The 14,604-nt window shown below is 38.5% G+C and carries 13 protein-coding genes and 1 tRNA gene; 12 read left to right on the top strand and 2 right to left on the bottom strand.

Going from position 1 to position 14,604, the window contains the following annotated elements; translation table 11 throughout:
* Window positions 1-11 precede the first annotated feature (11 nt).
* The 12 genes from LCD34_RS03560 (at window position 12) to LCD34_RS03505 (ending at window position 12,346) form a co-directional block, all read left to right on the top strand.
* Window positions 12-452, top strand: coding sequence for a MarR family winged helix-turn-helix transcriptional regulator (locus LCD34_RS03560; RefSeq protein WP_007501606.1), 441 nt, complete (start codon window positions 12-14; stop codon window positions 450-452).
* Window positions 453-459: 7 nt separating this feature from the next.
* The gene (gene racE, locus LCD34_RS03555; protein WP_206677428.1) at window positions 460-1,278 is read left to right on the top strand and encodes a glutamate racemase; all 819 of its coding nucleotides are present in this window, start codon (window positions 460-462) and stop codon (window positions 1,276-1,278) included.
* Between the two features lie 101 nt (window positions 1,279-1,379).
* Window positions 1,380-2,441 (top strand): GerMN domain-containing protein, encoded by a 1,062-nt coding sequence (locus LCD34_RS03550; RefSeq protein ID WP_017358166.1) that lies wholly within the window; start codon window positions 1,380-1,382, stop codon window positions 2,439-2,441.
* A 151-nt stretch (window positions 2,442-2,592) separates the two neighbouring features.
* The gene (rph, locus tag LCD34_RS03545) at window positions 2,593-3,321 is read left to right on the top strand and encodes a ribonuclease PH (protein ID WP_007501599.1); all 729 of its coding nucleotides are present in this window, start codon (window positions 2,593-2,595) and stop codon (window positions 3,319-3,321) included.
* A gap of 10 nt (window positions 3,322-3,331) precedes the next feature.
* On the top strand, window positions 3,332-3,934 hold the full coding sequence (locus LCD34_RS03540; RefSeq protein ID WP_144716601.1) for an XTP/dITP diphosphatase: 603 nt from the start codon (window positions 3,332-3,334) through the stop codon (window positions 3,932-3,934).
* A gap of 14 nt (window positions 3,935-3,948) precedes the next feature.
* Window positions 3,949-4,473, top strand: coding sequence for a YfcE family phosphodiesterase (locus tag LCD34_RS03535; protein ID WP_144716602.1), 525 nt, complete (start codon window positions 3,949-3,951; stop codon window positions 4,471-4,473).
* A 120-nt stretch (window positions 4,474-4,593) separates the two neighbouring features.
* A tRNA-Arg gene (locus LCD34_RS03530) sits at window positions 4,594-4,667 on the top strand.
* A gap of 228 nt (window positions 4,668-4,895) precedes the next feature.
* Window positions 4,896-5,699 carry a hypothetical protein gene (locus LCD34_RS03525; RefSeq protein WP_224558520.1) on the top strand — a complete coding sequence of 268 codons (804 nt, stop codon included), beginning with the start codon at window positions 4,896-4,898 and terminating at the stop codon, window positions 5,697-5,699.
* Between the two features lie 76 nt (window positions 5,700-5,775).
* On the top strand, window positions 5,776-5,880 hold the full coding sequence (locus LCD34_RS03520; protein WP_224558519.1) for a DUF4241 domain-containing protein: 105 nt from the start codon (window positions 5,776-5,778) through the stop codon (window positions 5,878-5,880).
* A 312-nt stretch (window positions 5,881-6,192) separates the two neighbouring features.
* Complete coding sequence (hsdR, locus tag LCD34_RS03515) at window positions 6,193-9,399, top strand: type I restriction-modification system endonuclease (RefSeq protein WP_224559341.1); 3,207 nt, start codon at window positions 6,193-6,195, stop codon at window positions 9,397-9,399.
* A 113-nt stretch (window positions 9,400-9,512) separates the two neighbouring features.
* Window positions 9,513-10,943 (top strand): N-6 DNA methylase, encoded by a 1,431-nt coding sequence (locus LCD34_RS03510; RefSeq protein WP_224559329.1) that lies wholly within the window; start codon window positions 9,513-9,515, stop codon window positions 10,941-10,943.
* Window positions 10,940-12,346 (top strand): restriction endonuclease subunit S, encoded by a 1,407-nt coding sequence (locus tag LCD34_RS03505; protein WP_224558518.1) that lies wholly within the window; start codon window positions 10,940-10,942, stop codon window positions 12,344-12,346. Before LCD34_RS03510 ends, LCD34_RS03505 begins: the two co-directional genes overlap by 4 nt.
* A gap of 154 nt (window positions 12,347-12,500) precedes the next feature.
* Here LCD34_RS03505 and LCD34_RS03500 read toward each other — a convergent pair whose 3' ends face one another.
* Window positions 12,501-12,890, bottom strand: a complete 390-nt coding sequence (locus LCD34_RS03500) for an immunity 50 family protein (RefSeq protein ID WP_224558517.1) — start codon at window positions 12,888-12,890, stop codon at window positions 12,501-12,503.
* A 20-nt stretch (window positions 12,891-12,910) separates the two neighbouring features.
* Window positions 12,911-14,482, bottom strand: coding sequence for a T7SS effector LXG polymorphic toxin (locus LCD34_RS03495; RefSeq protein ID WP_411910424.1), 1,572 nt, complete (start codon window positions 14,480-14,482; stop codon window positions 12,911-12,913).
* Between the last annotated feature and the right edge of the window lie 122 nt (window positions 14,483-14,604).

Here is a 14,604-nt window from a genome sequence, read left to right as displayed (position 1 = left end):
GTATCAATGAAATGGAAACGAATGAGTCAGGCCATGTTGCAGAAATTGAAAAATCATTGCGCCATATTGCTGCAATCATTAAGCAAAAAGGTAGAGAAATTCTGAATCAATATACGATTACACCTCCTCAATTTGTAGGGCTTCAGTGGCTTTATGAATTCGGAGATATGACAATAGGTGAGCTATCACAAAAGATGTATTTGGCTTGCAGCACGACAACCGATTTAATTGACCGAATGGAAAAAAGTGAACTTGTTGAACGGGTGAAAGATCCGTCTGACCGCCGCGTGGTTCGCATTCATTTATTACCTGAAGGTGAGCGGATCATTCAAGAAGTGATTGTCAAACGCCAAGAATACGTCAGTGAACTTCTAGGGGCTTTCTCAGAAGAAGAAGCCATCGTTTTCAACCAATCTTTAACGAAACTACAGCAGCAAATGAAAAGAAAATGAGGCGATTTTGTTGGATCAACCCATCGGCGTGATTGATTCCGGTGTAGGCGGTTTAACCGTTGCGAAGGAAATCATGAGACAACTGCCAAAAGAAAAGATTATTTATGTAGGCGACACAAAACGATGTCCATACGGCCCTCGAGCAGAAGAAGAGGTTCTTCAATATACATGGGAAATGGCACACTACCTATTAAGACATCACCATATTAAAATGCTTGTCATTGCGTGTAACACTGCGACGGCGATAGCACTTGATGAAATTAAAGCAACACTTGATATCCCGGTCATTGGCGTAATCCAGCCCGGAGCCCGCACAGCGATCAAGGTCACAAACAATCAGCATATTGGCGTCATCGGCACAGTCAATACGATCAAAAGTGAGGCCTATAAAGAAGCACTGCTTTCTTTAAAAGCAGGACTAACTGTTCAAAGTTTGGCATGTCCATTGCTTGTGCCATTTGTGGAAAGTGGTACGTTTTTAGATCATGCAGCAGATGAAGTCGTAAAAGCTTCTCTTGAACCGATGAAAGAAACAGGCATTGATACACTCATTCTGGGCTGCACACACTACCCGATTTTAAAAGAACCGATTCAGCGCTTTATGGGCAGTGGCGTCAACATCATTTCTTCAGGAGACGAGACAGCGAGAGAAGCGAGCACCATTCTTTCATATAAAGGGCTGTTAAATGACTCGAAGGAAGAGCCTGTTCATACGATTTACACAACAGGGCAGCAACAAAACTTTCAAAACATCGCTCAAGACTGGTTCGGCTACCTGCCAGGAAAGGTCGAAACGGTTTCGCTTGAACACGTATATCAGCAATAACCTACTTCTCATGGAAGTGGGTTATTTTTTTATGAAAAGGGTCTAATCCTCTGAGGGAGCTCGTATACATACTAGTACAAACCACTAGAGGAGGGTGAAGTATGCTGAAAAAAGGAACTACAGCAGCTGTTACGTGTATTGCGTCAGCCATGCTTTTATCAGGATGCGGATTGTTTCAAACAGACCAAGCGAAAACAGAGATTGATCCACCACAAAATGTCACGTTTGTGAAAGAAAATAAAGAAGAGAAACAAACAGCGAAAGAAGGAAAAGAAGAGAAGCAAGCAGATACCGTCATGAGAGAATTATATTTAATTGATAAAAATGGATATGTTGTGTCTCAATCCATTCCGCTGCCGAAGAACGAAGGAAGTGCGAAACAAACACTTGAATACCTCGTAGACGGGGGACCGATTTCTAACCTGATGCCAAATGGGTTCAGAGCCGTGCTGCCGGCGGACACGAGCGTATCTGTCGATATTAAAGATGGCACTGCGGTTGTTGATTTCTCAAATGAATTCAAAAACTATAAAAAAGAAGACGAACAGCGCATTTTACAATCAGTCACTTGGACATTAACGCAGTTTGATTCGGTAGCGAAAGTCAAATTAAAGATGAATGGCCATGAATTAAAAGAAATGCCTGTGAATGGGACACCGATTTCAGATGATTTAAGCAGAGAGGACGGCATTAATATTCAGCACGAGGCTGCGGCTGATATGACATCGACAAAGCCTGTGACCGTCTACTATTTAGCTGAATCTGACAAACAGACGTACTATGTCCCGGTGACCAAAAGAGCACCAAAAGACGAGGATGATCCAATTACAGCAGCCATTGATGAGCTCGTCTCTGGGCCAAGCAAAACAAGCCAATTGCTGACAGACTTTGATCAAGATGTGAAGCTCAATGATGTTCCGAAAGTAAAAGACGGTCATGTGACCCTTGATTTCAATGAATCCATTTTTGGTAGTGCAGATGAAAAGAAAAAGGTCATATCACAAAAAGTTCTTGATAGCATTGTGCTGACATTAACAGAGCTGCCAGATGTGAAAAGCGTGTCTGTGAAGGTAAACGGAAAGGCAGAGCTTGTGAACGAAAAAGGAACAGAGCTTACAAAGCCGGTTTCACGACCAGAACAAGTGAATACAGGTAGTTTTTAACGTCACACATTGATATAATGGATAAAAAGAGGCATGCACATTCGCTGCCTCTTTTTTATTCCAAGCGATTAGAACGGATCGAGGTTGTCAAAGTTAATAGGAGAACCCCGCTGACACCCGCGCGGAATGTATATTGTAACGGAGGTAAAACATGAGATTAGATGAAAGACAATACGACGAATTAAGAAAAATTGAAATACAGGCAGGCTACATTACGCATCCAGAAGGCTCTGTCTTAATCTCAGCGGGCAATACGAAGGTGATTTGTAACGCATCTATCGAGGACCGCGTACCTCCTTTTTTAAGAGGAGAAGGAAAAGGCTGGATTACAGCAGAATATAGCATGCTTCCAAGAGCAACGGCTCAAAGAACGATAAGAGAATCATCTAAAGGAAAAGTCACAGGACGTACAATGGAGATCCAGCGTTTAATTGGACGAGCTCTGCGCGCAGTCGTTGATTTAGAAAAGCTTGGTGAACGCACCATTTGGATTGATTGTGATGTTATTCAAGCAGACGGCGGCACACGCACAGCTTCTATTACAGGTGCATTTGTGGCCATGACACTAGCGATTCAAAAGCTTCAATCAGAAGGCGTTTTGAAAGAAAATCCGATCACTGATTATTTAGCCGCGATATCCGTCGGAATTGATTCTAAACAGGGACTTCTGTTAGATTTAAATTATGAAGAAGATTCTTCAGCTGAAGTGGATATGAATGTCATCATGACAGGCGCTGGACGCTTTGTTGAACTTCAAGGCACTGGCGAAGAAGCGACATTCTCAAGAGAACAACTAAACGGACTGCTTGATTTAGCCGAAAAAGGTATCAAAGAATTAATTGAAAAGCAAAAAGCAGTGACAGGAGAAGTTATCGAATAAAGAGAAGGGTTTGATCAGGATGAAAACTGCCATCATCGCAACGCACAATGCGGGCAAAGCGAAAGAATTCAAAGCCATTCTTGAGCCAAAAGGATTCACGGTCAAAACACTAGCGGACATCGGATTTACGGAAGAGATCGAAGAAACAGGACATACCTTTGAAGAAAATGCGATCATCAAAGCCGAGGCCATTCAAGCCAAAGCAGGTGAAATGGTGATTGCAGACGACTCGGGTCTGTCGATTGATTACCTTGGCGGAAAGCCTGGCGTCTATTCAGCGAGGTACGCGGGCGAGCATAAAGACGATGCCGAGAACGTGGAAAAGGTGCTAAGTGAGCTGCAAGGCATTGAAAAAGAAGACCGCACTGCTAGATTTAGATGTGCCCTGGCTGTCAGTATACCGGGGAAAGAAACAAAAACGGTAGAAGGATCAGTAGAAGGCTTTATCGCAGAAGAACCGATCGGCGAAAACGGCTTCGGATACGACCCAATTTTCATCGTCAAAGACAAAGACCAGACGATGGCCGAGTTATCACCAGAGGAAAAAAACAAGATCAGCCATCGAGCGGTCGCGCTTCAAAAGCTTTCATCACTGCTAGACGCAAATGAATAAGGGGGAATGAAGCCATGAAGATACTCATCATTAGTGACAGTCATGGACTCACAGACGAACTTCAAACCATTGCTAAACGGCATGCGGCTGAAGTGGACATGATGATTCACTGCGGAGATTCAGAACTCGAAACGAACCACTCAGCACTCGAAGGATACAAAGTCGTCAAAGGAAATTGTGACTTTATGGGCGATTTTGAAGAAGAACTCCTGCTCCCACTGGACGGAGGCGGAAAACTATTTCTCACTCACGGACATCTGCATGGCATCAAACAATCCTTGCTCCAAGTCTACTACCGTGCAGAAGAGCTAGGCGCAGACATTATCTGCTTTGGCCACTCGCACATCCCTGGCAGTGAGCTGCTAAGAGGAAAACTGCTCATTAACCCAGGCAGCGTACACCTGCCAAGAGTGCGCAAAGAGCGCAGCTATGCTATACTGACACTAGATGGAAGCGAAGCAAACGTACAGTTTTTCACGGACGAAGGTCACGTCATACAAGACCTCGAAAACACTGTCACATTGGAAGGTATTTCATAAGGGTGCAGCATTTGCCCCTTATGAAAAAACTTTCGAAAAACCGTTGACTTTAAAGAACAATAGTAATATAATAAATCTTGTCGCTGAGGTAATACACCACAGCACACTACATAACAACATGTCCCAGTAGCTCAGCAGGATAGAGCAACGGCCTTCTAAGCCGTCGGTCGGGAGTTCGAATCTCTCCTGGGACGTATTTATTTAAAACCGTTAAAAAGCCAGAAACGTTGATAAAACAATGTTTCTGGCTTTTTTGTTAGTATTTATTAAATATTGTTCTGATCTTTCCTATGAATATAATTAAAATATTGATTTAGAGAGTTCTTAAAGATTTGTTTTATCCCTAGGATAGTCATTCTTATATTAAATTAGATGAAACTTTTATTTGTTTTTTTCGTAATAGAAATAGAGGTGATGAAATTTTGATTGATGTAGATGATATTTTATTTGAACTTAAACAAGAAGTGAGAAAAGTGAATACAATGAAATACTTATTAATAGATTCTCCTTTTTTAAATGAAGTGAAAGAAGAATCGGAAATGAAGGCGCAAAAAAAGACCAAGATTTTTGTGGAATGTATATTAAAAATAGTCTCATGTTTAATTGTATTTATATTATTTATTTTCCTCTTAAATAAATTTTCACATGGAAAAGTATTCTTGATTGCAGTTGTGATTGTTTTCTTGCTACTATTATTTATAGCTATATACTGTATAATAAAAGGTTTGAATTATTTTTCTGAATTGTCAGGCTTTAAGACTTTTGATGAGTTAAAAAAAAATGTTATTTATTCAGCTTTTAACGAAAAGCTGAATAAACATAATTTTTCAACAACTCAAATTGAAAAATATATATTGCCTCAACTAAAAGAAATAAATAAAGATAGAAGAGAAGCTTCTATAACAACATTTTTGAAAATTTCTATTCCTTCTATTCTAGTTTCGATGATCGCGAGTTGGTTTACTCTTATTATAAATACTGCTGTTGAAGAACCATCTCTAAAAGATGAAGAGTTCAATCAAGTTCTAGGTTTATGGTTGATACTTGGGATTCAAGTAATGGTTGTCGGAGCTTTTTTGTATACTGGTATACATTATGCCCAAAAAATTTTAAGTTCGAACAAAAACTATAAATTATTAGAAAAACTTTTTTATAGCTATCTTTTAGAGAAAAACTTGAATGCTTCAGTAAATAAAAAAGCAAAAAAGTCTAAGAAGAGAAAATAAACAAAAAATATTTGCAACTAATCATAAAACGTTATTAACCCAAGAGCACAGAAATAATAAGCTATTTTAAGAGGCTATGTTTACAACAGGCTTCGGTGACGGAATGTACCCCAGCTTTTGGGGGCTAGATCAAAACGGAGAACCTGCTTGCCTTGTGACAGACTTTTTATTAGTGGACTGATGAGAAACCCATGAAAACATGGGTTTTTATTGTTCTCTGATTATAGAGTATTAGTAGCGAGGTCTAGTAAAGAGGATAAAGTGTTGAAGACTTGCGATAACAGATCGTTTTTTCTGTCGGCAAATCTTGCTGGCTATTTGAAACAATATTCTTTTTGCCGATAAAAAGTTTAAAGCACAAAAAGAATGATATGAAATTTGTTAAATAAACGTTAATTAACTTAACTTTGTCAGTTGTGGATTAAGACTACCTAATTTTTGTATAAATATAGTATAATAAACATATAAAACCTTTTGGGAAACGGTGATAATGATGAATAGCAATTTTTCATTTTTTCAAGGGAAGTGGGCAGTACTTTCCAATTTAGGAGAAACAGCTGAGAAAAATGTATATCATGACCCACATACAACAGTAATGAAACTACGGTTATTTGCCGAAACATTAACAAAATTTATTCTAGCCGCTGAAAATATTAAGGAAGCATATGGCACGAAACAAGTTGAGCGCATCAATATATTACGTCGAGAAGGAATACTTGAACCAGAGTTAATAGATATCGTTGAAACGCTTCGTCGCAAAGGGAATGTGGCCATGCATGAAGCAGGTTATCAAAAAACAGAAGAAGCGAAATCTTTATTGCATTTGGCTTTTCGTTTGTCGACTTGGTTTATGGAGGTATACGGTGATTGGAATTTTCAAGCTCCAGAGTACATAGAGCCAAATAAACAAACAGGAATAGATACACGACAGCTCCAACAAGAGTATGAAGTGAAAGTGAGGCAGCTTGAAGAGGAATTAGAGACAATTCGCCATCAAGCTGAATTAGAGCAAGCAGATGAGAAAATGAAACGTAGAAAAGCGTCCAAAAACTTCATGCGTAGGCAGCAGCTGACTGAAGATGAAACACGTATCATCATTGATCAGAAGTTACGTGCTGCTGGATGGGAAGTAGACACGAATTTACTAAACTATAAAAAAAACAGGACGCTACCAGAGAAAAACAAACATATGGCCATTGCTGAGTGGAAGGTCGATGGCGGCTGGGTTGATTATGCATTGTTTATTGGACTCAAGCTTGTTGGTTTCATTGAAGCAAAAGCAGAAAAGAAAACGATTCCTGGGGCATTAGATAGTCAAACAAAAGTGTACGCGAAAAATGTCATGCAAGTAGAAGATGAACAGATTACACCAACAACTGGTGATTATCAAGTCCCATTCTTATATGCAACAAATGGTCGCCCTTATTTAAGACAGCTTCAAGAGGAATCGGGTATTTGGTTCTGGGATTCACGCAAACCATTTGAACATGCACGTCCGCTTGAAGGGTGGCATTCACCAGAAGATTTACAGCTTCTTCTTAGCCAAGATGATAAGGATGCGGATAAGCGTCTAGAAGAAGATGATATAACGAAGTTTGGATTGCGTCACTATCAGCAGAATGCGGTTCTGGCTGCAGAAAAGTCGTTAAAAGAAGGAAACAGAAGAATGCTTATTGCAATGGCTACAGGAACTGGAAAAACTCGTACCGCTATTGCGCTTATGTATCGCTTAATTAAGTCTAAAAAGTGTCGCCGCATTCTTTTTCTTGTCGATCGTAATTCACTCGGTAAACAAACAGAGGATTCACTGAAAGATACGAAAATTGAAGGTTACTCGTTTGCTGATATATATGATGTGAAGTCATTAGGCGATCTCACACCGGAAGTTGAAACGAAGGTGCAGATTGCAACCGTGCAGGGAATGGTTCGCAGACTTTTTTATAACGATAGCGAAAAACTTCCAAGCGTAGGGCAATATGATTTCATCATTGTAGATGAGGCGCATCGAGGATATACAAGTGATAGAGAAATGACAGAGGAAGAATTGGAATTCCGTGATCAGAATGATTATATTAGTCAATATCGGCGCGTTATCGATTATTTTGATGCGGCATGTTTAGGGCTTACCGCAACACCTGCTCTACATACAACAGACATTTTCGGTATGCCAATTTTTAAATATTCATATAGCGAAGCAGTGTTGGACGGATATCTAGTGGACCATGAGCCCCCTTATTTGTTTAAAACAGAACTTTCACAAGTGGGCATCACCTTTGAAAAAGATGAGGAAGTAGAAGTGTATGATGTTGATAAAGGGGAGATTCAACTAGAAAAGTTAGAAGATACTGTGCACTTTGAAGTGGAGCAGTTTAATAAAAAAGTCATTACAGAACCGTTTAACCGTGCAGTTTTAAATAAATTAGTTGATTATATTGATCCTGCAGGTAAAGAAAAAACGCTCATCTTTGCAGCTACTGATCAACACGCAGATCTTGTTGTTCGCTTGTTAAAAGAAGCCTTTAAAGAACGTGGCGATGAAATTGAAGATGATGCCATTATGAAAATTACTGGATATATCTACAAGCCATTAGATGCCATTACACGGTTTAAAAATGAGCGACTACCTAATGTCGTTGTTACAGTTGATCTACTCACAACAGGTATTGACGTGCCGCCGATCACAAATTTGGTGTTTTTAAGAAGAATACAATCTCGTATTCTCTATGATCAAATGCTTGGCCGTGCGACTCGTCTCTGCCCAGAGATTGGGAAAACACACTTTAACATCTACGATGCCGTTGGAATATATGACAAGTTGCAACATTATACAGAAATGAAACCAGTTGTGAAGAAACAAAACTTTCGTATTGGTGAGTTGTATGATTCTCTTGTTAATGCGACGACTGATGAGGAAGCTTCGTTTTATCGTGATCAATTAGTAGCAAAAATCCAGCGTCGCAAACAAAGATTTGACGAAGAAGGCATGGGGAAGTTTGAAGAATTATCAAATGGAAAACATGTGGATGAATGGGTGAAAGAAATTCAAACATACTCACCGCAAGAAGCCACACAACATAATATTCTATTTGAATACATGGAAACGTACCAAGTAACACGTGAAAAACGTTATATATCTGATAAGGAAGATGAAGTAACAGACGTCATTCGTGGGTATGGTGAAGGGAACAAGCGACCAGAAGATTATCTGGATGGTTTTGTTCGATTTATCCAAGAAAATATCAATGAAATTCCCGCTTTGCATCTGATCTGTACACGACCAAAAAATCTAACAAGACAAGATTTACGAGAACTTATGACGATTTTAGAAACAAAAGGCTTTAAGCAATCTCATTTACAAACCGCTTGGAAACAGACAAAAAATGAGGACATTGCAGCAGATATTATTAGTTTTATCCGTCAAGCTGCATTAGGTGAAGCACTAGTTGACCATGAAGCACGTATTAAACAGGCAATGCACAAAGTGTATTCACTGCATGATTGGACACCAAGGCAAAAGAAGTGGTTAGAGAGAATAGAAAAGCAATTACTTCAAGTGCCTGTTCTTGCGCCTACCGCAGAAGAGGCATTCTCGGAAGAACCTTTTAGAACGTCTGGTGGCTACAAATTACTGAAACGTGAGTTCGGTGATCATATTGATCATATTGTCAATACGATCAATGAGAACCTTTATATCAGCTAACGACGGTGCCTCTTCATTGAGGCACTTTTTTGGGTTATAATGAAAAGGTTCGCTTTCAACTAAAAATCATCAAATTTGATTTAATAGATAGAAGATTTCCAGGAGGAAAAAAGATGAATAACCAAGATATCGTTCGAAAATTATGGAATTTATGTAATGTGCTTCGTGATGACGGTATTACATATCAACAATATGTCACGGAGTTAACTTATATTTTATTTTTAAAAATGATGAAAGAACAGCAAACAGAAAATGTAATACCCGAAGGATATAGATGGGATGATTTGCTAGAAAAAGAAGGGGTAGAACTCAAAACATTTTATCAACATCTTTTAATTAAGTTGGGTAATAGCGAGAATGCTCAATTGCGTCAGATTTACACGGATGCTGCTACAAGTATTACAGAACCAAAGAATCTAGAGAAAATTCTGAAGACCATTGATGGCCTTGATTGGTACAACGCAAAAGAAGAAGGTTTAGGTAATTTATATGAAGGCTTGTTAGAAAAAAACGCAAGCGAGACAAAATCAGGTGCTGGTCAATACTTTACACCGCGTGTATTAATTGATGTAATGGTGCAGCTGATTGACCCTAAACCTGGAGAAAGATGCAATGACCCTGCAGCTGGTACATTTGGTTTTATGATTGCGGCAGACCAGTATCTGAAAAATAAGACAGATAACTATTATGATTTAGATCCACAACTGGGCGTTTTCCAAAAGAAAGAAGCGTTTACTGGCATGGAACTCGTCACGGGGACCCATCGTCTTGCTCTAATGAATGCATTACTTCATGATATCGAAGGGCGGTTGGAACAAGGGGATTCATTATCTAATAATGGAAAATGGATGAAAAACTTTGATGTCATTTTAACCAATCCACCATTTGGGACGAAAAAAGGTGGAGAGAGTGTCTCCCGTGATGACCTGACGTTTGAAACTTCCAATAAACAGCTTAATTTTCTACAGTTAATTTATAACGCTTTAAAAGACGATGGTCATGCAAGGGCAGCAGTTGTATTACCTGATAATGTCTTGTTTGAAAGCGGGGTTGGTGCACAGATTCGACGCGATTTAATGAATAAATGCAATCTGCATACAATCTTACGCTTACCAACGGGGATTTTCTATGCCCAAGGTGTGAAAACAAACGTCTTATTTTTCACAAGAGGAACAACAGACCAAGATAATACAAAGAATGTTTGGGTATATGATCTCCGCACCAATATGACGTCATTCGGAAAACGGAATCAGCTAACAATGGCACACTTTGAACACTTCATGAAAGCATATGTAGCAGAAGACCGCTCAAAAGTGGAAGATGAGCGTTGGAATGTGTTTACTCGAGAAGAAATTGCAAAAAAAGGTGACATTTTAGATATCGGATTGATTGCAGATGAATCATTATCTTCCTATGAGAACTTACCAGATCCAATTGAATCGGCAGAAGAGGCGATTGCGAAACTTCAGCAGGCTATGGGGTTATTAAATGAGGTAGTGGAAGAGTTGCGGGCGGTTGAAAGTGACGAGGTGGTCGTAAAATGATTAAGAAAAAACAGGCCATTGAGGAATTATTAGAAGGAGTATTAGTACCAGAAGATGAGCAGCCATTTCTAGTACCTGAGAACTGGATTTGGGTAAGAACTCAAACAACAAATGACATAGTCACAGGTTCTACCCCAGCTAAGAAAAAAAGTGAGTATTATGGTGGTGACTTTCCATTTGTGAAGCCAGCAGATTTAGAACAAGGTAGTGAGGTTATTCATGCTTCTGAATATTTGACTGAAGAGGGCAAAGATGTTTCTAGAATTATACCAAAAGAATCTACGATGGTATGTTGTATTGGTTCTATTGGAAAGGCTGGATTTAACACTGTTGAATGTACAACTAATCAACAAATAAATTCACTTGTTCCTAATAAGAAAATGATTGATCCAAAGTTTAATTATTATCAAATTTTAAATGGAACTTATCAAAATGAGCTTTGGAATCGCTCTTCTGCCACAACAGTTTCAATAATTAATAAAGGAAAAATGTCTTTGATTCCTTATGTTTTCCCTCCTTTAAATGAACAAAAACGAATTGCTGAAAAAGTAGAGCGTCTTTTAAGTAAAGTTGATGAAGCAAAGCAGTTGATTGAGGAAGCGAAGAAAACGTTTGAACTTCGTCGGGCGGCTATTTTGGATAAGGCATTTCGTGGGGATTTAACTAGAAAGTGGAGAGAAGAAAATCAGTGTGATAAGTTAGAGCCTATAGAACAATCTGGTAATATAGGTCCTTTTAAACTACCTCATGGTTGGGAATGGAAGAAACTTGGTGAAATAGGAGAATTACAAAGAGGAAAATCTAAACATAGACCTAGAAATGATCCTAAGTTATTTGGAGGGGATTATCCGTTTATTCAAACTGGTGATATAGCTAGATCGAGTGACTATGTAGAGGATTTCTCTCAAACATTAAGTGAGTTTGGTTATAACCAGAGTAAATTATTTCCTATAGGTACTGTATGTATTACAATTGCAGCTAATATCGCAGATACAGCTATTTTGAAGTTCCCTTGTTGCTTTCCAGATAGTGTTGTCGGTTTTGTTCCGTTTAAGGAGATTGTGTCTTCAGAATTTGTCCATTACTATATAAGCACAATTAAAAATGATTTAGAACATTACGCTCCTGCAACCGCACAAAAAAACATAAATTTAAAAATTTTAAATGAAGTTTTAGTTCCAGTTCCATCGCTAAAAGAACATGATGTTATAATGCATAAAATAAAGAGTTTACTAGATAAAGAATATGAAGCAAGTCAATATTTATCCCTTGAAAAAAGTATAGAGCTTTTAAAAAAATCGCTTTTATCGAAAGCCTTCCGTGGTGAACTAGGAACGAATGACCTCATTGAAGAAAGTTGTATTGAATTGTTAAAAGAAGTTTTACAACAGAATTTAAATTAATTATTAGAAGATGTTGATAATCAAAAATGCATCTTATGAATGTTATTAGAGTGTATTGGTTAATGGAAATGGATTTAAGAAGGGCCTCCCTTAATAAAGAGAGGCTCTCTAAGAGTCGATTAAATATTTGGTGTTTATGAAAACGAAAGTTATCTTAAGAACCAATTAGCCCCGGAGAAATTTGTTCAACCCTTGCCCAATCAAATATGGTTTCGATTTGCATTTGATTCTTACAATTTATTTTTAGAAATCCTTCATTCTCTGTTGTGCTAATCTCAAAATGATCAATTATATTATTATTTCCTAAATGATTAATTTTTAAATCTGTTACACCAATGAATGATAATTCAACGTAGACAACATCAAAATTCCCCCAACGTTTAGGTTTATTCTTCACGGAGTCCTTTGTCATTAGTCTTATAAATAGGGTAGGACCATCTCTGTTTAAATCAATATTCATGATCTCTGCATTTTTAAATTGTGGGATCTCCCCAAAAATTTGAGTCATCGCTTGTGGGTTCATAAACTTTTCTTCTCTAATCATTTGGAAACTCCTCGTTTGGGTTATTTATTGTTTCTTCTTTCAAAATAATAATGGTCTTCTACACCTTCAACTTTACCATTGCGTGTGTTGTTTTCAGGTCTTACATTGTGGTGTGAAGGTTGGTTTCCGACGCCTCCTTCTCCAAAATCGTGACCATTTGAATGATCCTGAATAACAATCTTTTTACCATTAACATCATACGTAAGTTCTCTCGTAAGGATGGGTTGGTTTTTTTCATTTAATATTCGTTTTCCATTCTTATCTGTTAAGGGCACCATCTTTTGACTTTCAGGATTCTGTGTTCTTGGTATATTTAATTGGCGTTTAATTTCTTTTAAACTAGCTTTTCTAGATTCATGATGGTTTTTATTTAAGTTTTTCTGTACGTCTAGTGTTGCTTTAGTTTTTAATTTATTACTTACACCATTTAGCCCAAAGGGCAAAAGCATCCCCAGCGCCGCATTCATACTCGCTTCCTGCTGTTCTTTTGAGATCTTATTTCCAAACATGTCTCGACCCGTAATCGCTTCGCTGAAGCCGTTAGTTGCGGTGAGTCCATATAAGCCTTTTTGTGATGTTTTCAACGCATCGAAAGACTTCTGTGATGTCTTGTAAATGTCGACTGCTCTGACTGCGGCTGACGTGGCTTGAGTCGTTTTATAGACGGCTTTTCCGCCTTTGAAAATCCGGCCTGCCCAGCCGACAATCGGAATGTAGCCTGCTGCTGCCATGCCGCCTGAGGCGACTCGCTGTCCTGCGGTGAGTTCTTCTCCTGTGATTGGATCGACACCTGTTGCGGCACGTTTTGCATCGTTCACGCCTGTCAGTTCATTGACGATATTTCCTCCGTAATCAAGAGCTTTTTCATACCACGGACGGTTGGCGAGCGCTTCTTGTTCCTTTGCGATCTTGCGGGCTTCTCCTTGATCTTTTTTGATTTTTAGATATTCAGAAGTTTGCTTCTCAATATCGCTTTTTGCCTTGTAGATTTCGCTATTTTGATACGCTTTCTTGTCAAAATTCATAGGCGAAATGGATTTTCCGTCATTTGTCGCATTCATCATTTCTGCGTACAATGCCATTGTAGCCTGCTGCTCCGTCTCTGACAAAGCATATTCATCTTTTAGATTTTGATCAAGCTCTATTAAATCTTTTACTGTCTTTTTTCGTTCATCTTCCGCATCTTCGATCTTTTCATCAAAGGTTTGGCTATCAAATACCTCCAGTGAAATGAGGTCATCAATATCTTGAAAAATCGTTTTGAGTGCCTTTTTTTGATCTTTTACAATGCTTTTAGCATTTTTTATACCCATATGGACAGCATTCTCTAAAAAGTGTTCTTCTACGAAGGTATCGCCGCCAAAGTTTGTATCATCAAGTGTCCCAGAAACACCTTCATGAAAGGCTTTTTGTTTATCAATGAAGCTGATGAACATGTCCACATTTCCGGCGAGTTCTTTGTAGAAGCTTTTAATGTTATCGGCACCTTTTCCAGTGAAGTCGTCACCGAGATTGGCAACACCTTGAAGTGCTTTTTTTAAATCTATCATTTGTTCGCGGAGTGCCTGATAGTGTTTTGCCCTTGTATCCATGGCACTGGTTAGTGCTTTTGCATCAAGTATTTTACCCAGAAAGGTTCACTCCCTTCTCAAATAAGTATGTTTATTTTAACAATATAAAAAAATGTAATGAATAGGAAAAAAGTAGTGAGTGC

The organism is Bacillus sp. RAR_M1_44, assembly GCF_020165935.1.
Lineage (GTDB): Bacteria > Bacillota > Bacilli > Bacillales > Bacillaceae > Bacillus > Bacillus altitudinis.
The sequence above is the reverse complement of the archived record's forward strand: the minus strand, read 5'-3'. Positions and strand labels throughout refer to the sequence as shown.